Origin of the sequence: Devosia sp. MC521 (genome assembly GCF_014127105.1) — a bacterium.
Classification (GTDB): Bacteria; Pseudomonadota; Alphaproteobacteria; order Rhizobiales; family Devosiaceae; genus Devosia.
In genome coordinates this window covers 2,618,135-2,639,495 of the sequence record NZ_CP059902.1, presented here as the reverse complement: position 1 = coordinate 2,639,495, position 21,361 = coordinate 2,618,135, and the positions used below count along the sequence as shown (strand labels likewise).

The window sequence follows — 21,361 nt, the reverse complement described above, 5'->3', positions numbered from 1 at the left end:
GAGACTCGTTATGTGGAACAGATAACAGTAATGCGTCTGAACGCCAGCTGAACGCTGTGTTCAACTTTGCGGTTTCACCGTAATTCAGATCTTTATTATTTTTACTTAGCAATTCTCGAATTTTTCGAGAGACCGGCAAGAATCGTCAAAGACAAACCTCTGTTGGCGAGAAGCGCCTTACAGCCGTTCCGGTGGGGCCTCGAGCACGTGAGGTTCAGGCGCAGTCGGACGGTCCAACGGGTGAGGCGCGGGGATGCGCGCCGGCGGAGCGCCGGGATTGCCTTTATTGTTCAGTATGTTGGAGAGAGCCGGAAGGTCTGGTTCATAAATCCAGCCCGCACGTGAGCCGATGTGGACAGCGCACCATTGCTGGGTGCATTGAAGACCATCTATGCGGTCGCTGGTGCTGATGAACTCAAGAATAGTGTGGTTTCGGCCCGGGCCGGAATGCACGGCGACCATCTCTGCTGCATTGGCGCTGTTTGCGAGCAGCGTGAGTAGAAAAGCGGGAAGGATGCCAGCGAGCCGGGTTGAGATGGGTTTCATTCCATCAGAACCCAGCCCGCAAGCCAGAAACCGTGAAACGGCACTTTCGCAGCGTTTCATGGCTTTGATTATTCAGCAGGAATGGCGCGCTTCTCGCCATTTTCATCGAGTGCGACATAGACAAAGCGCGCTTCGGTGACCTTCTGGCGGTCTTCGTGGCGTTCGCGGCGCACCCATGCTTCCAGCGCGATTGTGATCGAGGTGCGGCCAACGCGTTCGACTGTGGAGTAGACGCACAGGACATCGCCGACCTTGATTGGCGCAATAAATGTCATCGCTTCGACAGCAACAGTCACGACGCGTCCGCGGACCCGCTCGACCGCGGCGATAGCACCGGCAATGTCCATTTGGCTCATGACCCATCCGCCGAAAATATCGCCAGCAGGATTAGTATCCGCTGGCATGGCCAAAGTGCGGATTGTGAGCGTTCCCGTAGGCTGAGTGGCAGAGTCATTCATATTCTTAAGGACCTTTAGGCGGCCAACGGCCGACGGCTTCCTCCCAATGCTTACGACATAAGGAGAGATAGACAGATTTTTCAATAGACACTTGGTCGCCTGCGGTGAGGACGCGGCCGGACATGTCCTGGCGCACGACCATGGTCGCCTTGGCGCCGCAGGTGCAAATGGTGCGGATTTCGCGCAGGATATCGGCGATGGCGAGCAGCTCCATCGAGCCGGGGAAAAGCTTGCCTTGGAAATCGGTGCGCAGGCCATAGCACATGACCGGGATTTTCAGCCGGTCCGAGACCCGCGCCAACTGCCAAACTTGATCGCGGGTCAGGAATTGCGCTTCATCGACGAAGACGCAATCGACTTTGGCCGCTTCGTGCTGATCTTTGACCGATTGGTAGACATCGTCCTGCGCAGCGTAGAGCTGAGCAGGTTCGGAAATGCCGATGCGGGACGAGATCAAGCCTTCGCCGCCATCGGCATAAAGTGCGGATGTGTAGAGCAGCGGATTCATGCCGCGTTCACGGTAGTTATACGCCGCCTGCAAGAGGAGGGTAGACTTGCCCGCATTCATCGCCGCATAGGAGAAATAAAGCTTAGCCATGTTTCGAGTCCTGCTGCGGCCCTGATTGGGATAGCGATAGACCTCAGGGCGGCTGGGCGAAAGCCTAAGAGTGCTGGCTTCAACAGGTGAATGGGAGAGCGATGGAGAGGCTGATTTTACGGGCGGCGCGGGAGGATGACCTTCCGGACTTGTACAAATTATTCTTCCGCTCGTGGATCGCCCACTGGGGGCCGCATGTGAGTGTGACCTCGCGCCAGACGTTTTTGCTTGGACGTCCGGGGGATAGCTATGCTCGCCAGTATTGGACCAAGTTCACCGTGGCGGAGCGGGACGGGGCGCTTGTTGGCGTGTATCACCTTGAAGACGGGTTTCTCCATGCCATCCATGTTGCGGTCAACCATCTGGGGACCGGAGTGGGGCGGCTGATGATGTCAGATGCCGAACGGCGTGGGGCGCGTCGGCTGGAAGTGCGCGAATTTAACGACAGGGCGCGTCAATTCTATCTCCGTCGCGGCTGGGTCGAGCTCTACAATGAGCCGGGTAGCGAGTTGGGCTCGCCCTGTGTGACGATCACCATGGGGCTGGACCGGCCAAGTGAGTAGCGGGCTGAGGGGAACGAGATCAATTTCCCAGATGTTCAGTTTCAGTTCAGCCGTGGCGCACTAGAGCTAAGCCAACGATTTTGGAGTGTGAGATGAACCGATTTGCTCGATACGCCTTGGGTGCTGGCCTTGCGCTTGCTGCGGCCACCGCTGCTTTTGCGTCGCCGGTCGGCACGTGGGAAATTGAAATGCGCGACAGTCGCTATGAGGCGACGATGTGTGGCGATGGCACTCAACTCTGTGTTCGATTGATCTGGCTGGGTAATGGTGCTGAACAGCAGCCGGAGAATATCCCCTATCTCAACCAGCTGATTATCAACGAGGCCACGCAAACGCGTCCGGGCGAATGGAAGGGGCAACTCAACCTCTATGGCCACAAGGCGGCAGGCACGATCACGCAGGTGAACGAGAACCAGATCACGCTGCAAGGCTGTGTGCTGGCGGTGTTTTGCAAGTCTTACGAGATGTATCGCTATAACGGGTAGGGTCTTGTTCTTTATGAGGCACCCCACCCTCAATCCCTCCCCTTTCAAGGGGAGGGAGGTCGTTCAGCGAGAGCGAATGCAGCCTAGTTGGTCGTCCGCTCGATGTGCGCCTTGCGCCGGTTCCAGAGCGGGGGCAGTGCTTCAACTAGAATGATCGCGGCGAAGAGCAAGGCGGCGCCGAAGTAGCCTACTGTCGGCAGGCGCTCGCCCAAGAGTAGTGCGCCGCCCAAGGCCGCGAACAGACTTTCAGCCGAGAGAATGATTGCAGCATTGGCCGGTGGCACGTGCTGCTGGCCGATGGCCTGGAAGGTGAAGCCAATGGCTGTCGAGCAAATGGCGGCATAGGCGATTTCGACCCAGCCAGCACTGATCGCCTGGAGGGAAGGAGCTTCTGTGCCCAGTGCAATACCAGAGGCGATGACGCCCGCGAAGAGGAAGCTGACGGCCGAAACAAAGATGGGTAGGCCCGTGATGCGAGCGCAGTGACCCAGAAGGATCACATGTACCGCCCAGAACACTGCGCTGCCTACAATTGTCCAATCGCCTGAATTAAAGCTGTCGAGGCCGCCACCGTTCAGGAAGTAGATGCCGATAAGTGCTGTCGGAACAGCGGCATAGAGGATCGGGTGGGGTTTCGTACGGAACAGGACGAAGACCAAGATCGGCACGAAGAAAACGTAGAGCCCGGTGAGGAAGCCGCCGTTGGTGGCGGTCGTGGTTCTCAAACCGGCCTGTTGGAGCCATGAGCCGAAGAAGAAGGCGCAGCTCATGGTCAGGATGAACATCCAGTGTTTGGCGGTGAGCTTTGGGGCTTTGCGGCGATATTCCCAGATCGCCAGCGGCAGGATGAGCAGACCGCCCAAAATGTAGCGCACGCCTGCGAAGGTCAGCGGCCCCATCATGTCCATGGCCGACTTTTGCGCAATAAAGGCGAAGCCCCAGAACATGGTGCAGATGAGAAGCATCAAGGTAGCGATGGGGCGGGACATGATTACTCGCAAAGAAAAAGGGCCAGTGATGGCCCTTTTAGAAGGGGGCATACGGCAGCGGCCTAGAGCTCGGCGTCGAGCGCTTTGATGGCCTGCTGGATTTCGTCGGGCGTGGTGTAGTGGACGAAGGAGAGACGCACAACACCATGATCGGGATCAATGCCCAAGGCTTTAAGAAGGCGGTAGCTGTAGAAATGGCTGCCGCCGACCATGAGGCCGTGTTTGGTGAGACGCTGGGCGACGGCGACGGCAGCGTCGGCGTGGGCGAAGGCGATGGTTGGCGCGCGCTCGACCGGATCGTCAGGACCGAGAAGGCGAATGTCATTGCGCGAGCGCAGATATTCGAGGAGCGGCGCGGCGAGAGCGATTTCCTGATTGCGCATGGCCGTATGGGCGCGGCTGAAGGCGTTTTCGCCAGCAATTGTGCCGGAGACCATATTGCCGACTTCTTCGAGGTAGTCGGCAACGCCCGCGCAGGCGGCGATTTGAGCGTGATCGGGACCGGCAGGGGTCAGGCGATAGCGCGGTTTGATATCGTTGAAGAAATGGCCCTGATTGGGAAGCTTTTCGGCGAGAGCCGGGCGAATGGCCATGATGCCCTGATGGGGGCCATAAACCTTGTACGCTGAGAACAGATAGATGTCTGCGCCCAGGGCGACGAGATCGGGTAGGCCGTGTGGGGTGTAGCTGACGCCGTCAATGGCGCAATACGCGCCAACCGCGTGGGCGCGCGCGGCGATCTCTGCGACCGGATTGATGTGCGCAACAATGTTGGAGCAGTGCGGCGCGGCGACGAGTTTTACTTTTCCGTCGAGTAGCGCGTCGAGGTCGGAGAGGTTGAGGCGACCGGTTTCGTCGACGGCCCATTCGCGCACTTCGATGCCGAGCGTCTCAAGGCGACGCCATGCGCCGGTATTGGCTTCGTGGTCCTGATTGGTGACGATGATGGCATCGCCGGGATTGAGAAACTGCCCAAAGGTATTGCCGAGCACATAGGTGTTGGCCGAGGTGGATGGACCGAAATGGATCCAATCGGCGGAAACATTGAGCGCTTGTGCGATCCGCTCATAGGCATGGTCCATGGCCTTGCCCGCGGCGATTGACGCCGGGCTGGTGCCATAGGGCTGCACCTTGGTTTGGCGATAGTAGCGATCCAGCAGATCCAGCGTGTGCTTGGCGGTGTAGGAACCGCCTGCGTTTTCAAAGAAGGCCTGACCTTGCAAGCTAGGCTCGGAGAAGGCGGGGAACAACGCGCGGACGCGGGCAGGATCGAGTGGCAGTTGGGTCATAGTTATGTCGTTCGTGAGAGGTGAGACGACGGTAGTTGACTGCCATACAAATGCAATAGGCCCCCATTCGGCGGTCTCGCTGAGTGGTGGGGCGGGGAGAACTGTGTTTCTTTACGGACCCCCACCCTTAATCCCTCCCCGCAAGGGGGAGGGAGACGCAGGGCGTTACGGTTGAGTGTGGGGCCGGGCAGGCGTTGGTGCAAATGGCAATCGCGCAGGTGCAGCTTGGTTTGATCGCACTCAAATAAAAAAAAAGGCCGGGGGGCCGTCCTTGAAGTCTTGGGAGGTCAGGGGGAGGGTTAGCGGTCGCTATCGGCCCAATTGGTGCGTCGCGCTGGACGCTTGGGGGCCGTGACGCGCGCTGGAAGGGGGCCGGCCATGACGAAGCGAGCTGCTTCATAAAGCATCACGGCCATGAGAAGCGCGACTGGAATGAGGAACACAGCGATCTGAGTGTCTGCCTGTTGGGCCAAGTTGGCGGGTGAGACACCCGAGACTGTGACGGCTGCGATAGCAGCTAAGGAGAGCAAGGAGATGCCGGCAAGCGTGAAAACACGACGGTTCTTCGACTTGGGGGACGCGGACTTTTGCATGGGATCGACGTCTTACACTTTACTGAACTGTACTCAATTCACCATGAGATTGCGGTGTGAGTAGGGGGTGATTGGGGCAAGTGGCGATTTGTTGGGGGCGAAACTGTGGCAAAGGCGAGAACGAAGTCGTGAACGCGAGCGGGTGCTCTAGACAAAAATGGCTTTGGCAGCAGCGTAATCTGACGCATTGGCGCTTGGTCGTGGTTCTCAGGAACACGGGGCTGCGCTAAAGAGGGTGCGGCTAAGCTTGGAGGTTCAAATGGGTTTTCTGTCAGACGCGCTCTCTCGTGTTGCGCCGTCGGCGACCGTTGCTATCAGTCAGAAGGCGCGTGTTCTGGCGCAGGAAGGCCGCGACATCATCGCGCTTTCTGCGGGTGAGCCGGATTTCAACACGCCGGAAAACGTGCGCGACGCTGCAAAGCGCGCCATGGACGAAGGCCAGACCCGTTACACCAATGTCGACGGCATTATTGAGCTGAAACAAGCCGTTGCGGCCAAGTTCAAGCGCGACAATGGGCTCGATGTTACGGCAGCCGATTGCTTTGTGTCCTCGGGCGGCAAGCAGATCATCTTCAACGCGCTGATGGCGACACTCAACCCCGGCGACGAAGTTGTGGTGCCAGTACCCTATTGGGTGAGCTACCCGGAAATCGTGCGTTTGTGCGGCGCTGAACCGGTGTTTGCGGTGGCCGATGCCACAACAGGTTTCAAGCTGTCGCCGGAGGTTTTGGAAAAGGCGATCTCGCCTAAGACCAAGTGGCTGCTGCTCAATACGCCATCGAACCCGACCGGCGCGGCCTATACGGCAGAAGAATTGCGCGGCTTGGCTGACGTACTGCTGCGCCACCCGCATGTGCATATTCTGACCGACGATATCTATGAAGTGCTGGTCTATGACGGCAAGACCTTTGCGACGATCGCGCAGGTTGAACCGGCACTGCAGGCGCGGACGCTGACCATGAATGGCGTGTCCAAGTCGCACGCTATGACCGGCTGGCGCATTGGCTATTGCACTGGCCCAAAACCGCTTTTGGCGGCGATGACCAAGCTGCAGGGGCAGTCGACCACGAACCCGTCGTCGATTTCGCAGTGGGCTGCCGTGGAAGCGCTCAATGGTCCGCAGGAATTTTTGTCTGAATGGCGCGCGGTTTTCCAAAAGCGCCGTGACATGGTTGTCGCTGGGCTCAACGCCAACACCGGGCTCGATTGCCTGACGCCAGAAGGCGCGTTCTACGTGTTCCCATCCTGCGCGCGTCTCCTGGGCAAGACCTCGGCGGGCGGTACTGTGTTGAATACAGACGAAGATTTCGTCATGGCGCTGCTTGATGAAACCGGCGTGGCGTTGGTGCATGGCTCGGCCTTTGGCCTCGCCGGGCATTTCCGCCTGTCCTATGCCGCAAGCGACGAGCAGCTGGCCGATGCGGTCAGCCGTATTCAGACCTTCTGCGCTGGTATCAAATAAGCCACTAGCGGCCCAAGAATGACAAAACGGTCGGCCTATCGGAAGCGGTAGAGCCGGCCGTTTGGTTTAAAGTGTTCATGATCTTTGTGGTTGAGGCATAGCTTTGTACCGCGGCCTGATAGAGCTTGTCGCTCCAGCCGACTGCCAGCCGCTCTTCGGCGCTCAATGATGAGTAAGCGGCAATAATATTGCGGCTGAAGGCGGTAGGGTCGCCAGAGCTGCTGGCACTCGAAAAGCTCTCGGAGAGCGTCGCGCCGCTCCGTGCGGCCAGCACAGTTTTAGCGGCGAATGCCTCTTCAGACGTAGAAAGCGCATCCTTATTGATGACCATTGACGACAGTGTTCGGCTAGAAAACGCTGATACATCAATATATTGGCCGATTTTAGTCTGGCGATTAAAGCTCGGAAATTTGCCATTGGCGTCGGCCTGGGCGTAGAGCTGATCAAGCGCTGCGCGGGCGTTAGAAGCGAGGTTGGCAATCGGCGTTGTGGTGGTCTCAGGCGTTTCGCTGAGGGCAAGATAGGCGCGCACCGGATCGGCACTATCAGGCGCAGGGAGCGTGCCGGGCGTGAGCTTTAGGCTCTCAATGCCTTTGAGGACAGCATCGCGCCCCGCTTGCCAATCTGCGGAGCTTTTCTCTTCTGTGCCTAGAGAGGATAGATAGTTGGCAGCGGTTTGATAAAGCGCCAGATAACTGCCCGTTACCTTGGCAATGGCAGCAGGACCTGCCAGTGCGGCCCGAAAGCGCCGCTCCATCTCCAAACCTGCCGCTTGCTTCTCCTCAGAGTTGAACGGGTCGTCATTGGCCATGGAGAATAACTCTCGATTATCGAGCGAGGATAAGTCGAGCGCGAGACTGCCGTTTTGAAGGGGAGAGGAGCGGCGAGCCTCGGTGAGGAGGGTGAGGAGTTTACTCTCGGCGTCTTTGACGATGGTGGCGTAGTCGCGCTCCGCTAAGGCGGCCTGCGCCTCGGCAGATAAGGTAATCGTCGTGGCAGGCCGATCGACAGTGCTTTCGGCTTCTTGACGCTCTGTCGCGGCGGTGGCTGGCTGTTCAGTACTGGCGCGGTAATCGCGATAGGCCGAGTAGGGGGTAGTCGCTGTAACGGTGACCATGTGGGTGTCTCCCGAGCTTCTGCCATAAGCCATGCAATGGGCGTGCCGGATATTTTTGAATGAAATCAGACGCGCATTGGGAGCAACTCGGGGTGGCGGTAAAAACTGCCGGGCAAGAACTTATTCTGGTCTGTCGGGTGTGAACTCGAGACTTTGTAGTTTCGTTGGGTCCAGAGTGAGAATCGGTAGGACGGCGTGAACCAACTCGGCCTATCGTAGGGGAGCGCGGCGCGTCACTTTTGCGCCGTGCTATACTTCGGAGCTGTAATGTCTGAGCGTAAATCGATGTTGGCCCCCTTTCGGCATGAGACATTCCGAATGCTGTGGCTGGCAACGCTGTTTTCCAATCTGGGAGGATTGGTGCAATCGGTGGGTGCCGGGTGGATGATGACCACGCTGTCGAGCTCCCACAATATGGTGGCGCTGGTGCAGGCATCTACGACGCTTCCCATCATGCTGTTTTCGCTCGCGGCCGGGGCTCTCGCTGACAATTTCGATCGACGTATCGTCATGCTGGTCGCTCAGATCGGTCTGATGGTGGTCTCTATCCTTCTGGCGATACTGACAGTTTTTGGCCTGTTGACGCCTTGGCTACTGCTCGGCTTCACCTTCCTCATCGGGTGCGGCACGGCGCTGTTTAATCCAAGCTGGCAGGCCTCGATGGGCGATGTGGTGCCGCGCGAAGACCTGCCCGGTGCGGTGACGCTCAACTCTATGGGTTTCAACCTCATGCGCAGCGTTGGCCCTGCGGTTGGTGGGCTGATTGTGGCGACAGCCGGTGCCGCTGCTGCATTTGCGCTCAATGCGGTGTCCTATATCGCCCTGATCTTTGCGCTTTGGCGGTGGAAGCCGGTGCGGGTCAAAAGCCAGTTGCCGCGCGAAAAATTCGGCTCGGCCATGTATGCGGGCATCAGATATGTGTCGCTGTCGCCGCATTTAACGACGGTGTTGTTCCGCGGCTTTCTCTTTGGCCTAGCGGCTGTGGTCATTCTGGCGCTGCTGCCATCGGTGGCCAATGACTATGTGGGTGGTGGGGCCTTTGTGTATGGCACATTGCTCGGCTGCTTCGGATTCGGCGCTATCGGTGGCGCATTCCTCAATGGTCGCGTGCGGGAGCGCTTCAGCAATGAGGTGATCGTGCGGATCGCCTGTGCCATTTTCGCTTTGTGCTGTGTTGGCTTAGGGCTCAGTCGCGAGGTGTGGCTGAGCCATGCTGTGTTGATCCCGGCTGGGGCTTGCTGGGTGCTCGCGCTTTCGCTGTTCAATGTGTCGGTGCAGCTCTCGACCCCGCGTTGGGTGGTTGGCCGGGCGTTGGCGCTCTACCAGACCGCTACATTTGGCGGCATGGCCTTGGGCAGCTGGGTTTGGGGCCTGTTCGCGGATATTGGCGGGCCGCAGCTGGCCCTGTTGTGCGCGGCTCTCGTCTTGGTGTTTTGCGGCGCTGTGGGACTACGCTTGCCGTTGCCGGCCTTTAGCTCGCGCGACCTCAACCCGCTCGACACGTTTAATGAGCCCGCTTTGCGGCTCGATCTGCGGCCACGCTCTGGGCCGATCCTCGTGATGATCGACTATCGTATCGCGCAGAACGACATCCCTAAGTTTTTGGAACTGATGGCTGATCGTCGCCGTATCCGCATTCGTGACGGGGCGCGGCAATGGGCGGTGCTGCGCGATTTGCAGGAACCCGATCTGTGGGTGGAAAGCTACCACGTGCCCACCTGGGATGATTATTTGCGGCACAACATGCGCCGGACAAAGGCTGATGCGGAAAATACGCTGGCCTTGCGGGCCCTGCACCAGTTGGCAGAACCGCCGAGGGTACATCGCATGATCGAGCGCCAGACCGTGCCGCTTCACGATGATACGCCACTGCGCGAATTGCCCGACGTTTGATTGCCTAAAAAAAGACCCTGCCCGAGGGGAGGGGCAGGGTCTTAAGGGTCACGGCGGACCGTAGACCTTGGAGGGCAGCGTCACCACGAGCGCTGCGTTGAGGACATTATCAATCGGCGGCAGTGCCTAGAAAAGCGCCAATTGCGTAATGCTGCCATGCAAAATCTACGCGTCACCTTGCTGCAGTCTTGTGCGGGCAAAAAAAGAGGCTCCAACCGAAGTTGGAGCCTGATGATAGGGCCGAAGCCAAATCGAAAGTGTTGGTCTGAGCGCATGGGAGGAGGATATGCGTCAGACCATGTGGACCAGAACCGAGGGAGGAGGAAACGGTTCCAATCCGGGTGTCGACAACGCGGGTCCGTGGGAGGAGGATACGGAGCGGCGTCCCGTCGACACACACAACCTAGGCGTTTCTGGCCCCCACAACAATGCATGCTTCGTCATGCCAGCTATGCATTAGGCACAGCGACAAACTGTCCATTTAATGTGCAGCTTGTATGGATGAAGCGGCGCGGCAGCGTGGCAAGTGGCTGGTGGGGCTTGTGTTTCAGTGGGAGATGGCCGGCGGGCTGGCGTGAGAGGATTGCTGGTTCTGCGCTTCGTCCCCCCATCCTCAATCCCTCCCCTTCAAGGTGAGGGAGGTCGAACTGCGTGCGTGGGGAGGGTGGCTCACCGGGTTGCAGTGGGCAGAAAAAAAAGGCCCCATCCGAAGATGGGGCCGATGACTGGGCCTGAGGCCAAATCGAAAGTGAAAGGCAGAGGAGCAAGGGAGGAGGAGTATGCTGCTCTGCCAGAACATTGGATCGAGGGAGGAGGTTACGATCCGCAGCTCAGTGTTGCGATACACGGTCCGAAGGGAGGAGGAGATCGGAGCGCGCCTCAGCAACGAGGCCTTTATGTACTCTACTGGTTTAGTAGGCAATCCCGGAAAACACATGTCAGCCATGCATTTATGCATCGGTCCACAGAATTGCAGACAAAAGAAAGGCCCCGCTCGAGGGGAGAGCGGAGCCTAAGGAGTAGTAAGCCTGACGGCTCACTAAGGAGGGAACGCAGCGGGCGCAAGGGAGGGAGGAGAAACACCCGCTGTGATGTCGCGGTATATAGGGTGATCCTCGAAGATGAGGAACTGGTTAATGGGCATGTCAGCCATGCGCCGTACGCATGTAGTCGCCAAAAAACGTTCACATCAACGGTTGGCGCAGAAGTCCCCGTACGGAATCGCCCGGAAACGTTCGGTTTTTTACGGGTGGGATGCCTGGGTGGCGAAGGTGTCGAGGACGGGCAGGAGCTGACCGAGATGCTCTATTTTTGCCCATCGTGGATGATTTATTGGCTCATCAGCCTGTTCATAAACCCATGTTAAGCGATGGGGGACGTAGACGGCGAAGGCTCCGGCCTCAAGCGCGGGCAAGATATCAGACTTCATTGAGTTGCCGACCATGACCGTGTGGCCCGCGCCTTCGGTGTGCTGAGCGAAAATGCGCTCGTAGACCGCAGTGGTTTTATCCTGGACGATTTCCACAGCCGCAAAATATTCAGCGAGGCCCGAGGCGGCAAGCTTGCGCTCTTGGTCGATCACATCGCCCTTGGTGATGAGGATCAAACGATATTTCTTTTCAAGCGCTTGGAGCGCTTCATCAACATAGGGCAGGGTCTCGACCGGATAGGTGAGTAGCTCGCGACCGGCGGCCAAAATTTCAGCGATGACGGGGCCGGGAACGCGGTGTTCGGTGAGCTCGAGGGCCGTTTCAATCATCGAGAGGGTGAAGCCTTTGGCGCCAAAACCATAGAAAGCCAAATTGCGCATGGTGGCGCTGATCAGGCGATCGTTGAGATCTGCGCTATCGGTGTGGTCGCGTAAAAGCGTGGTGAAACGCTCCTCTGTGAGGCGGAAAAACTGCTCGTTCTCCCAGAGGGTATCGTCAGCATCGAGGGCGATGGTGGTGATGCGAGCCATGGTTCACCTCGGCGGGGCGTTCAGGGGCATTTATGTGGCATCTTGCTGGCACTTATGGGCCGCAGCAAGGGCGCACGAGGGGCATTTGGGGGCTTTTGAGCGTGGCCGAGCAGGGGCTGCGGATGTGCCTATTGCAAGTAGGGCCCCCTTACCCGGCACTGCGTGCCGACCTCTCCCCGTAGGGGCGAGGTAAGAAAGAATAGGGGCGATTGGCCTTCGGTCGGTTAGGCGCCTAAAAACTCCACTCGCGGGCTTTGGAGACGAGGAAGTCACGGAAGACGCCAACGCGCTTTGAATTCTTCAGAGCGGGTGGATAAACGAAGTAGGCCTCATAGGCTGGCAGCTCGACTTCGGGCAGCACCTGCACCAGGCCGTCGGCCTTCTCGACCACATAGGCGGGGAGCATGGCGATGCCGATGCCAGCGCGGGCCGCGTTCATCATGCCATAGATGGCGTTGACCTTGAGTACGGCGCGGCGCGGGCTGGAGTCTGGGCGGCCCATGCGTTCGAGATAGTTGATGTCGCCAAGATAGGAGGGGACAGGTTCGCCGAAGCTGATAATGCGGTGATTGTCCAAATCTTCGGGCGACTTGGGCATGCCGTATTCGGAGATGTAGGCATCCGAGGCATAGAAGTGGTTGTGCACCGTGAACAGCTTGCGCTGGATCATTTCCGACTGGTTAGGGCGGTGCAGACGGATGGCGACGTCGGCTTCGCGCATGGCCAGATCGAGCTCAGCGTCGTTGAGGCGGATTTCGAGCTGGATCAGCGGATAGAGTTTGAGGAACTCGTCGAGGCGCGAGGAGAGCCAGGTGGAGCCAATGCCCACGGTGGTGGTGACCACCAGCGGGCCGGTTGGCACGTCTTGGCTTTCCGACATCTGGGTCTCCACTTGCTGGAGTTCCCAATGCATGCGGTGCGCTGTGCGGAAGAGCTGCTCGCCGACTTCGGTGAGCACGAGGCCACGAGCGTGGCGGATGAAGAGCTTAAAGCCCAGATCATCTTCTAGGGCGGAGATCTGCCGACTCACGGCCGACTGGCTCATCCCTAGTTTTTCGGCGGCATGCGTGAAGCTGCCCGACTCTGCGGCGGTATGGAATATCCGGAGCTTGTCCCAGTCGAGCATTTCTCGTGACGCCTTCTATGTTGATCAGCCGGGGCGAACGCTTGTCTTGCTGCTGCAGAAAAGCCGACAGAGGCGGCTCCTTCTAGCGTGAGGCAAGAGTTTCACGGCAGTCACCCTCATTCCGCCGCTTCGGCCAATTCGTGTTCTGCCAGGAAGCGCTCGGCATCGAGCGCGGCCATGCAGCCCATGCCAGCAGCAGTGATCGCCTGACGGTAGACGTCGTCGGTGACGTCGCCCGCAGCGAAGACGCCCGGAACATTGGTTTGCGTGGTGCCTGGCTTAACTTGCAGATAGCCACCAGCCTTCATGTCGAGCTTGCCCGAGAAGATGGAGGTGGCTGGAGCGTGACCAATGGCGACGAAAACGCCGTCGATCTTCTGCTCATAAACTTCGTTGGTGGCGCGATTGCGCAGCATGACGGCATTGACCGAAGGTGGCATTTCGGAGCCAGCAACTTCGACAATTTCGGTGTTCCAGCGCACTTCAATCTTCTGGTTCTTGAACAGGCGATCCTGAAGAATGCGTTCGGCGCGGAATTCGTCGCGGCGGTGAATAACGATCACCTTTTCGGCGAAGTTGGTGAGGAACAGGGCTTCTTCAACAGCGGTATTGCCGCCGCCGACAACGAGCACTTCCTTGCCGCGATAGAAGAAGCCATCGCAGGTGGCGCAAGCGGAGACACCAAAGCCTTGGAACTTCTGCTCGGACGGCAGGCCAAGCCATTTGGCCTGAGCACCGGTGGCGATGATGATGGAATCGGCGGTGTAGACGTCGCCGCTATCGCCGGTGAGGACGAAGGGGCGCACGTCAAAATTCACATCGGTGATGATGTCGTTGACCATGCGCGTGCCGACGTGCTCGGCCTGCGCCTTCATCTGGTCCATGAGCCATGGACCCTGAATGACATCAGCAAAGCCGGGATAGTTTTCCACATCGGTGGTGATGGTGAGCTGGCCGCCGGGCTGAAGGCCCTGGATCATGACCGGTTCGAGCATTGCGCGTGCAGCATAGATCGCGGCGCTGTAGCCAGCTGGACCCGAGCCAATGATGATGACTTTTGCGTGCATCGCGATGTCGCTCCTAAAAGACGGAATGCTCCCTCTTCCCCTAGTTAAGGTGCGAACCGGGGTGGTTTCAAGGCAAAGAAACTCCCGCGCAGTGAAACCACGCGGGAGTATACAGAAAACCACAGCTATTGTGGATTTATCCGCAGACTTGCGGATTACACATAGCGAATCTTGAGAATTTCGTAGCCACGCGAACCGCCCGGAGCAGCGACTTCGAACGAATCGCCTTCTTCCTTGCCAATCATGGCGCGGGCAATCGGGGACGAAATCGAGATGCGACCGCCCGAAGCGTCAGCTTCTGGATCGCCAACGATCTGGTAGGTCTTTTCGACTTCTGTGTCGTCATCAATGAAGGTGACGGTCGCGCCAAACTTTACCGTCGTGCCGGAGAGCTTGCTGACGTCGATGACATCGGCCAAGGCGAGAATGGTCTCGAGTTCCTTGATCCGGCCCTCGTTCAGTGCCTGTTGTTCTTTGGCAGCGGAATATTCTGCATTTTCAGACAGATCGCCGTGAGCGCGCGCTTCCGCGATGGCGTCGATGATACGACGGCGCTCATTGCTTGTGCGGTGCTCGAATTCTGCGGCAAGGGCCTTTTGGCCCTGCACCGTCATTGGGATCTTGTCCATTCCTGCTGCCTCCAATCGGCTCGGCAAAATAGTAATGAGCGCGCCGCCAACATTTGCCGGCCGCGCTGCTTAGTCGTTGATCTGGTTTGAAGCCAGCTTGGCCCCAAATAGTTTACCCCAGCCGGTCGGTCGGCTCATGCGTCGCGAATAAGGATCTGGGGAAGATTTGACCTTGCCCGGAGGTTCGCTCGCGGTCAAGCCGTTGAAACTAGGCCAAACCGCGCAGCGCACACCCAAGGACACTTGAAAAGTAGCAAAGAGCGTGGGCAAGAGAAAAGGGCGCGCCTAGGGCACGCCCCAATCCATTAAGCCAGGTTCGTGATTACGACGTCGTCAAATTGTCAGCGGCGGACTTACCCGTGCGCTTGTCCTTGACGATTTCGTAGTTCACCTTTTGGCCTTCATCCAAGCCGTTCAGGCCCGAACGCTGGACAGCAGAAATGTGAACGAACACATCTGCGCCACCCTCGTCTGGCTGGATGAAACCATAACCTTTTTGGCCGTTGAACCACTTAACGGTGCCCGTTGCCATAATGCGCTATCCCTCGTGACGTCTCTGCTAAATGAGGTTCTGATCATGCACCTGATCAGGCCCCCTAGTTGATATCGAACTATCGGAAGATGATGACAGCAATGGCGAATGGCAATTCGCGTCTTTAGGTCAGTCGGCCGCAGTATTCGATGGGCGGAACCTAACCTGAAAAAACGATTGCATCAATATCTCGTGTGTTGATGGGGGTGCTTTCGATAAATAGCGACAGTTCTCGTGAGTGGTCAGTTGTTTGCCGGAAGCAATTTCTGAAAAGGCAATTGCCCTTCGCGTGCATTATCGTGAAAATTCGTGCCGATTTCGGCGGAATCTGGGGCGAAATTTTCACGCGGGTCGGTGCCTCAATCGTGCCCTGTATTCTCCTTGCGCGTGTACGGTTTTTCCGGCTAATTCGCAGTCGCGGTCAGCATGGCCGTGTCCTCTCGAAAGCGTACCGTCTTGAGCAAGGCGATTTATTCTTCCGGCGATGTATTCGCCGATCGGCGTGCCGACTATGCGCGGCAGCTGGACCAAAGTGGTGATCCCGCTGCAGCCTCAGAGCTGATGGAGCAGGCTCTGGAATTGGCCCCCGAATGGGCTGCCGGTTGGGACCTGCTCGGCAACTACCACGAAAAAGCCGGCAATATTTCCGCGGCCATAGGCGCTTGGCGGCGGCTTGAAGCTCTCGATGACCACGGTGTTTTCGGGGCTAGATTAAAACTGGCAGCGCATAATGCCGGTGCTGCAGGTCAGGGGACGGCAGTGGGCTATGTCGAAGCCCTTTTTGACCAATATGCTGCCAAGTTCGAGCAATCGCTGGTCGGTAAACTGGGCTATAAAGTGCCTGAACTGCTCGACGAAATTGTCAATCAAGAGATGGCACGCCTTGGCATTGAGCGGTTTGGCCGCGCGATTGATCTGGGCTGTGGCACAGGCTTGATGGGCCAGCGCTTGCGCGGCAAGGTTGATCATCTTGAGGGCGTTGATATTTCCGCCGCGATGATTGCAGAGACGGCCCGCAAGGGCATTTACGATAAACTGGAAAAGGCCGAGCTGGTTGAAGCACTCAATCGGTGCGACCGCGACACGGACCTGCTGACGGCAGCAGACGTGTTGATTTATTGCGGCGCAATAGAGCCAGTTCTGAGCGCGATGATGCCCGCTTTGCAGCCGGGGGGGCTCGTCGCCTTTTCGCTGGAAGCGCATGACGGCCCTGAAGCGGTGTTTTTACGCCCAAGCCTGCGCTATGCCCATGGCATTGAGGCGACGCGCACGGCGCTGGTGGCCGCTGGGTTCAGCATTTTGCGCTATGAAACCGCCGAGTTACGTATGGATCGCGGCGCTCCGATTACCGGGATCTTGGTGGTGGCGCAAAAGCCGCAGCATAGTATGACGGCCGCCAATGATGTCGGCATGGATGGTGACGTCGCTGCCTAGCGGCGCTCGCCGAACTTGGCCATAAAGGTGCGATAGCTCTGGAGATGACCATGAATACCATCCGCCACGATTTTCGCTCTGACACTGTCACGCGTCCCAGCGATGGGATGCGGGCAGCAATGGCAGAGGCGGAGGTGGGGGACGATGTTTACGGCGACGATCCGACGGTCAACCTGCTGGAACAGCGCATAGCCGGCATGATGGACAAAGAGGCGGCGATGTTTGTGCCTTCCGGCACAATGTCTAACCTTCTGGCTCTCCTAGCCCATTGTGAGCGTGGCGACGAATATATCGCGGGGCAGGACGCGCATTGCTATGCGCATGAGGCCGGTGGCGCGGCAGTGCTCGGGTCGATCCAGCCGCAGCCTATTGCGCATCAGGCCGATGGAACGATGGCCATCGATGACATTGAAAACGCCATTAAGCCTGACGACAGTCATTATGCGCGGACGCGGCTAATCGCGCTCGAAAACACTTTTGGCGGGCGGGCGCTGCCGATGGGCTATATGGATGCCGTTGCTGATGTGGCGGATCGCCATGGGCTGGGGCTGCATCTGGATGGGGCGCGCGGGTTCAACGCGGCGCTGGCATTGAGCATCGATATTGCGACGCTGGGGAAACGGTTTGATACGGTTTCGATCTGCCTCTCTAAGGGCTTGGGTGCGCCCGTGGGCTCGGTGCTTGTTGGGCGCGGGGAGCTGATTGGCAAAGCCCGGCGCTATCGCAAAATGGTGGGTGGCGGATTGCGTCAGTCGGGCATTCTGGCGGCCGCGGCACTCTATGCGCTGGACCATAATGTTGAACGGCTTGCCGACGATCATAAGCGCGCCAAGCGTTTGGCCGAGGGTCTGGCGCGGCACCCGCAATTGAGTGTGACCATGCCGGACACCAATATCGTCTGGGCAAAGGCAGAGCGTGAAGTCTCTGGAGCGCTGACAGAGCATCTGGAAAGCATGGGTATTGCATTCGGCGGCGGCTATGGGGAGCATCGCTGGGTCACCCATATTGATATCGGCGATGATGACATTGAAAATGCCATCTCGGCGGTCGATACGTTTTTCAAAGACTAATAAGTATTTACCGTAAGAATACTTTACTGTTTCCATATTCGGTCGGTCGTTTCATTGTGTTCGAATGTGACGATGGGAGATCACATTTTGCGGGCGGTAACATCCGGGGTGACAACGCGAATTCTTGCGTCGCTCCACGATATTGATGCGAATGAACAGCACTGGCGGGCGTTGGAGCTGCGATGCTCCGACCCGATGAGCTATTTCCAATCGTTTGACTGGTGCCGATCGTGGGTTGCGGAATTCTGCACTGAAGCGACCGAGCCCTATGTGATTACGCTGTGGCGCGACGAAGTCTTGCTGGCCATCGTGCCGCTGGTGGTGACCCGTAAGGGCGGGATCGCGCGGCTCGTGACGCTTGGCGAGGCACACGCGCAATATTGTGGTGCTCTGGCCTTGGCGGGCGCGACGAGCGACCCTGAGGTCGTTGAGGCGCTGCGCTTAGCCGTGCGCGCCTCGAAGACTGACGTTTGGGTGCAGCGTTGTGTCATCGAAGGGTCGGCGCTTGATCGCATGATCGCAACCATTGCTCGGGTCCGCGAAGAACCTAATCAGAGCTCGGTCCTCGATCTGACGCCCTATGTGAGCGCTGATGCTTACTTCGAGCGCTTGGGAAAACTGCAGAAGCGGAACCGCAATCGGCGGCGCAATCATCTGGCGCGATTGGGCGACGTGTCTTTTGAGATGGTCTTTCCAGACGATGCGGGCTTTGATGGGCTCGTTGAGCAGGCGGTGAACTGGAAGCGCGAATGGCTGGCGCAGACAGGGCGGCGGAGTGTGGGGTTTTCGGCCCAGGGCTATGCCGCCTTCCTCAAGCGACTGCCTGGAGATAGTGATCAGCGCTCTGGCGCCTGTATTTCCGTGCTGCGCGTAGGCGACAGGGTCGTGGCGCTTGAACTCGGTTTTCTGCATTACCGGCATTACTACGCCTATATCGGCAGCTTTGACTGGAGCTTGCGCGAGCTGTCTCCGGGCAAGGTGCAGATGGAAATGACGGTGGGCTGGCTGATCGAGCAGGGCGCGCGCGCATATGATCTGCTGGTCAATCCGGCCGATTATAAAAACAGCTGGACCAATAGCGCGCATGCCGTGGCGACACGGGCCAAGCCGCTATCGTGGAAGGGCCGGGTCTATACCGGTTACTGGTTGCCGACCGTTCGGCCGTTTGTGAAGCGGCACTATGAACGGCTGCCAGTACTGATGCAGAGATGGACGAACTTCCTACAAGGTAGCGTGTGTTTGCTGCTGTATGTCTGACGGTCAAAGCAGTTTTGCCGATGCGGCGATTGCCATAGCCATTCGCGTTGCCGGGGCGGGCCTTGTGTTCGCCATGCAGGTGGTTTTAGCGCGGCTGATGCCCGCCGATTACTACGGCGGGTTCGTGACGCTGTGGAGCTGGATCCTCGCGCTCGGGAGCTTTGCGGCGCTGGGCTTTGCCGAATCCAGTGTGCGATTTTTGCCGCGGTATCAGCTGCGCGATAAGCGGGTGAAGCTGTTCGGCTATTGGCGGTTTGGCTTGCGCCTTGTGGGCGGGGTCAGCGTGGCGCTCGGCGTAGCCGGCGTTGCCCTCGGCATGGGCTTGGGGCCGCAAGGGGGCGCTGGGCTCGTCATAATCTTGGTCGCGTTGGGGCTGCCCTTTATTGCGCTTGAGTATTTCATTGAAGGCGTCGCGCGCAGCTTTGGCTGGTTCCGCCTGGCAGCGGTGCCTGTTTATGTGGTTCGGCCACTGCTGGTTATAGGCGCGGTTTTGCTGCTGCACGGGCGCGGCGTTGAATTGACCCTGCCGGTGGTGGGCGGCGTTTTCATCACGGCTATGGCTGTGATCAGTGGTTCGCTGGCGCTGGTGGTGGGACAGCGGGTGCGCAGGCTCGGCGTGGCGGGCGCGGTGAGCGCGCGACAAAAGCGGGTTTGGCTGACGGCCTCGTTGCCGCTGTTGGTTCTGTCGGGGCTCGAGGATTTGACCGGCTATGCCGACGTGCTGATGCTGGCGCTGTTGGCTGGGCCGGAAGAGGTGGCGGTTTATTTTGCGGCGGCGCGGTGTTTGGCGCTGGGGGGATTTGTCGCCTATGCGATGACGCTGGTTGCAGGGCGGCGCTATGCGCTCGATTTCGCTGGCGCATCGAACGACCAACTTCAGCGCAGTATTTCGCGCGGGACAATGCTGACGGTGGGGCTTACGACGGCGGCCGTCGCTGTGACGATTATCGCCGCGCCACTGCTGTTGCGCGCGTTCGGCGAGGCCTATGAGGCCGGGTGGCCGCTGGTGGCGGTGCTTGGGGCAGGCATGGTGGCCAAATCGCTCAGCGGTCAGGCCCAAGAGGCGCTGATCGTGCTGGGTAAACAGAGGACGGGGATCGTCGTCAACCTTGTCAGCGTCACGGCCAGCGTGGTGCTTATCGCGGCGCTCACCCCTCAATTTGGGCTGATCGGCGCAGCGGCAGGGGCTGCAATTGCGATGGCAGTCCGGTCGCTCGCGCTGGCGATTGGCCTTTGGCGCGCGACCGGATTGATGGTTTTTCAGCGTTTCTAGCGACCTGCGCTGGCGGTAAAGACCGTGTGGAAGCCGGCGACATCGGCGAAGCGATACCAGAGATCGGTGACGGCATCGTCGTTGAGCTTGGTTTCGTGCCAGACGGCGTCCAGCCCGATTTCGTTGCCGAGATTACGGTCCATGGAGAGGAAGCGGTACATTTCGTAACGTTCCACGCCTTCAGGGTGCTCGCCATAGGTCCACTGATACTCGCCGCTTTCGGCATTGGCCCAATAGCCCAGAGTGGCGAGGCGCGCGGCGGCATAGGCAGGGATCGCCACATCATCGGCGACGTCCGCATAGAGCAGGGGCCAATCGGGCTGCTCGCCCTCTACTTCGGTCCAATCCGCCATGTCTTGGAAGTCACGATAGCTGTCGAGGCAGGGGGTGCCCTGGCAATCCTGCTTTGACGCCTCTTTGGCCGAGATTTCCTTGGTCGAGGCTTGGAGAAGGATCGCCTGATTGTTCATGGTCGGGGTGAAGACGAAGCGCCAAGCGCGGTGTTCGCCAGTGCCGAACTCGGCTGCGTCGGCGACGTTTTCTTCCCCGAGGTCCGCTGCCAGTTCAGCGCGGATAGTTGGGCCCAAGTTGAAGTGGCGGACTTCGATAAAGCTCACAGGGGCGGAAGATCCGTCCTCTGCGCTGTCGATCATTTCGCCATAAGAAAGCTCGGTGCGGGTGCGCGTGCTCTCGATAGCGTCATCGGCAATGAGCAGGGCTTTCTCGATAGGGCCGACGGTGCCGTCTGGGGTGGCGGCATTGGTATCGAGCCAATAGCTGGCGAGAGTTGCTTCAAGCGTTTCGGTGTCGACGAGCGAGAAGCCATTGGCCCCGGTAAACTGGGCGATGGCTTCGTCGGTGTCCGATTGGGCGACGGCAAGAGACGTGGTGGCGAGAAGAAGGCTGAGTGTAACGGCAGTACGACGCAACATGGGCAATCCTCGTGTGCTTGGTTTCGCTCTTTATGGCGGAGCCAAGATGTATCGTAGATGAATGCGGAGACGAGGGGGAGGGTTGCTG

21 protein-coding genes are annotated in these 21,361 nt (G+C 58.7%); 8 read left to right on the top strand and 13 right to left on the bottom strand.

Features of this window, described 5'->3' with window-relative positions; translation table 11 throughout:
* Positions 1-177: 177 nt before the first annotated feature.
* The 3 genes from H4N61_RS12630 to H4N61_RS12620 form a co-directional block, all read right to left on the bottom strand.
* Positions 178-546, bottom strand: coding sequence for a hypothetical protein (locus H4N61_RS12630; protein ID WP_182394159.1), 369 nt, complete (start codon positions 544-546; stop codon positions 178-180).
* Positions 547-614: 68 nt separating this feature from the next.
* Positions 615-1,004, bottom strand: coding sequence for an acyl-CoA thioesterase (locus H4N61_RS12625; protein WP_169196498.1), 390 nt, complete (start codon positions 1,002-1,004; stop codon positions 615-617).
* A 4-nt stretch (positions 1,005-1,008) separates the two neighbouring features.
* Positions 1,009-1,602 carry a thymidine kinase gene (locus H4N61_RS12620; protein WP_182394158.1) on the bottom strand — a complete coding sequence of 198 codons (594 nt, stop codon included), beginning with the start codon at positions 1,600-1,602 and terminating at the stop codon, positions 1,009-1,011.
* Positions 1,603-1,751: 149 nt separating this feature from the next.
* On the opposite strand from H4N61_RS12620, the gene H4N61_RS12615 reads away from it, so the two are divergent.
* Both H4N61_RS12615 and H4N61_RS12610 read left to right on the top strand, forming a co-directional pair.
* Complete coding sequence (locus H4N61_RS12615; protein WP_182394157.1) at positions 1,752-2,165, top strand: GNAT family N-acetyltransferase; 414 nt, start codon at positions 1,752-1,754, stop codon at positions 2,163-2,165.
* Between the two features lie 92 nt (positions 2,166-2,257).
* On the top strand, positions 2,258-2,650 hold the full coding sequence (locus H4N61_RS12610; protein ID WP_182394156.1) for a hypothetical protein: 393 nt from the start codon (positions 2,258-2,260) through the stop codon (positions 2,648-2,650).
* An 83-nt stretch (positions 2,651-2,733) separates the two neighbouring features.
* On the opposite strand, the gene H4N61_RS12605 is transcribed toward H4N61_RS12610, so the two are convergent.
* The 3 genes from H4N61_RS12605 to H4N61_RS12595 all read right to left on the bottom strand — a co-directional run bounded on the left by H4N61_RS12605 (position 2,734) and on the right by H4N61_RS12595 (position 5,521).
* On the bottom strand, positions 2,734-3,639 hold the full coding sequence (locus tag H4N61_RS12605) for a DMT family transporter (protein WP_182394155.1): 906 nt from the start codon (positions 3,637-3,639) through the stop codon (positions 2,734-2,736).
* A 62-nt stretch (positions 3,640-3,701) separates the two neighbouring features.
* Positions 3,702-4,928 carry an aminotransferase class V-fold PLP-dependent enzyme gene (locus tag H4N61_RS12600; RefSeq protein ID WP_182394154.1) on the bottom strand — a complete coding sequence of 409 codons (1,227 nt, stop codon included), beginning with the start codon at positions 4,926-4,928 and terminating at the stop codon, positions 3,702-3,704.
* A gap of 299 nt (positions 4,929-5,227) precedes the next feature.
* Positions 5,228-5,521 carry a hypothetical protein gene (locus tag H4N61_RS12595; protein WP_182394153.1) on the bottom strand — a complete coding sequence of 98 codons (294 nt, stop codon included), beginning with the start codon at positions 5,519-5,521 and terminating at the stop codon, positions 5,228-5,230.
* A 259-nt stretch (positions 5,522-5,780) separates the two neighbouring features.
* Here H4N61_RS12595 and H4N61_RS12590 point away from each other — a divergent pair, with 259 nt between their 5' ends.
* A complete protein-coding gene (locus H4N61_RS12590; protein ID WP_182394152.1) occupies positions 5,781-6,983 on the top strand; it encodes a pyridoxal phosphate-dependent aminotransferase in 1,203 nt (400 codons plus the stop codon).
* Positions 6,984-6,987: 4 nt separating this feature from the next.
* Here H4N61_RS12590 and H4N61_RS12585 read toward each other — a convergent pair whose 3' ends face one another.
* Positions 6,988-8,100: a hypothetical protein gene (locus H4N61_RS12585; protein ID WP_182394151.1), complete on the bottom strand. Its 1,113-nt coding sequence runs from the start codon at positions 8,098-8,100 to the stop codon at positions 6,988-6,990.
* A 267-nt stretch (positions 8,101-8,367) separates the two neighbouring features.
* Here H4N61_RS12585 and H4N61_RS12580 point away from each other — a divergent pair, with 267 nt between their 5' ends.
* Entirely contained in the window at positions 8,368-9,993 is a 1,626-nt protein-coding gene (locus tag H4N61_RS12580; RefSeq protein ID WP_182394150.1) for an MFS transporter, read from the top strand.
* Between the two features lie 1,243 nt (positions 9,994-11,236).
* Here H4N61_RS12580 and H4N61_RS12575 read toward each other — a convergent pair.
* From H4N61_RS12575 to H4N61_RS12555, 5 genes are all read right to left on the bottom strand, one after another.
* Positions 11,237-11,953 (bottom strand): HAD family hydrolase, encoded by a 717-nt coding sequence (locus H4N61_RS12575; protein WP_182394149.1) that lies wholly within the window; start codon positions 11,951-11,953, stop codon positions 11,237-11,239.
* Positions 11,954-12,185: 232 nt separating this feature from the next.
* Entirely contained in the window at positions 12,186-13,079 is an 894-nt protein-coding gene (locus H4N61_RS12570; protein WP_169196486.1) for a LysR family transcriptional regulator, read from the bottom strand.
* Positions 13,080-13,195: 116 nt separating this feature from the next.
* Positions 13,196-14,146: a thioredoxin-disulfide reductase gene (gene trxB, locus H4N61_RS12565; RefSeq protein WP_182394148.1), complete on the bottom strand. Its 951-nt coding sequence runs from the start codon at positions 14,144-14,146 to the stop codon at positions 13,196-13,198.
* 155 nt (positions 14,147-14,301) lie between these two features.
* Positions 14,302-14,775: a transcription elongation factor GreA gene (gene greA / locus H4N61_RS12560; RefSeq protein WP_169196484.1), complete on the bottom strand. Its 474-nt coding sequence runs from the start codon at positions 14,773-14,775 to the stop codon at positions 14,302-14,304.
* A 322-nt stretch (positions 14,776-15,097) separates the two neighbouring features.
* Complete coding sequence (locus H4N61_RS12555) at positions 15,098-15,307, bottom strand: cold-shock protein (RefSeq protein WP_169196483.1); 210 nt, start codon at positions 15,305-15,307, stop codon at positions 15,098-15,100.
* A gap of 456 nt (positions 15,308-15,763) precedes the next feature.
* On the opposite strand from H4N61_RS12555, the gene H4N61_RS12550 reads away from it, so the two are divergent.
* From H4N61_RS12550 to H4N61_RS12535, 4 genes are all read left to right on the top strand, one after another.
* Positions 15,764-16,741 carry a methyltransferase gene (locus H4N61_RS12550; protein WP_182394147.1) on the top strand — a complete coding sequence of 326 codons (978 nt, stop codon included), beginning with the start codon at positions 15,764-15,766 and terminating at the stop codon, positions 16,739-16,741.
* 50 nt (positions 16,742-16,791) lie between these two features.
* Positions 16,792-17,811 (top strand): low-specificity L-threonine aldolase, encoded by a 1,020-nt coding sequence (gene ltaE, locus H4N61_RS12545; RefSeq protein ID WP_182394146.1) that lies wholly within the window; start codon positions 16,792-16,794, stop codon positions 17,809-17,811.
* Positions 17,812-18,006: 195 nt separating this feature from the next.
* Positions 18,007-19,068: a GNAT family N-acetyltransferase gene (locus tag H4N61_RS12540; RefSeq protein ID WP_169196480.1), complete on the top strand. Its 1,062-nt coding sequence runs from the start codon at positions 18,007-18,009 to the stop codon at positions 19,066-19,068.
* Positions 19,061-20,341, top strand: coding sequence for an oligosaccharide flippase family protein (locus tag H4N61_RS12535; protein ID WP_182394145.1), 1,281 nt, complete (start codon positions 19,061-19,063; stop codon positions 20,339-20,341). Before H4N61_RS12540 ends, H4N61_RS12535 begins: the two co-directional genes overlap by 8 nt.
* On the opposite strand, the gene H4N61_RS12530 is transcribed toward H4N61_RS12535, so the two are convergent.
* Positions 20,338-21,273, bottom strand: coding sequence for a hypothetical protein (locus H4N61_RS12530; RefSeq protein ID WP_182394144.1), 936 nt, complete (start codon positions 21,271-21,273; stop codon positions 20,338-20,340). The two genes, H4N61_RS12535 and H4N61_RS12530, sit on opposite strands and share 4 nt — an antisense overlap.
* Between the last annotated feature and the right edge of the window lie 88 nt (positions 21,274-21,361).